The organism is Gilliamella sp. B2828 (assembly GCF_026537125.1).
Taxonomy (GTDB): Bacteria; Pseudomonadota; Gammaproteobacteria; order Enterobacterales; family Orbaceae; genus Gilliamella.
On sequence record NZ_JAFNMU010000033.1, the window covers coordinates 1 to 672 of the forward strand.

The 672-nt window shown below is 36.9% G+C and carries 1 protein-coding gene; it reads left to right on the plus strand.

Annotated elements, in window-relative coordinates; all coding sequences use genetic code 11:
* The coding region (locus tag J3U19_RS11445; protein WP_267346377.1) for a putative type VI secretion system effector at nucleotides 1-672 on the plus strand (672 nt) is incomplete at both ends.

A 672-nucleotide genomic window follows, 5' to 3' on the forward strand; every position in this document is an offset into this window, starting at 1 on the left:
AAGGCACAGTCAGCCAGCTACAAATTATTGATGACCCAAAAGAGCTAGGCTCGGATAATAATGTTGGTTTAATCGCCATGATAGGAGCGCTAATTACTGGGGCGTTTGGCGTGGCGGCCGCCTTATTGACCACGCTGTCAGTGGGCAGCATTACCTTAGAAGGCAAAAAATTTAGTTGCTATGTCGGGCGTAAATTTGTCGAAGGCAAATTAATCCATATTAGATTTAAAAATGGCGATTATGTGGAAATGGTCGTGGATAAAAGTGATGATAATAACCAGTATCAATCTTATGCGGTTCGAATACCGAAAACCCATGCTTTATATTTTCCTCGTTCAGTAAGCATGTCAACTTTGCTTGCGTTAAAGTATTCAGCTTTTATAGCGGGTGCATTTTCTTTATTTATTTATCTAATCTACTTAGTTTTGTTATTCACAAATTTTAGTGACGATTTTTTTTACTATTTTGCATTATTCACTGCTGTCACTGTTTTTTTATTTTTTGTTTTTACAACTATCATTTTTTTATTAATCGGTGGTGTTTACTCTTTTATTGGTAATCGCATTTTTGCCACCTTAGGCTATCCTAAACCTTGGTCACATGATACGTCAGTTGAACATGAGCGTTTTAAAAAATTAAATCGCTCGGGCGATCCTGAACTGTATGACGATC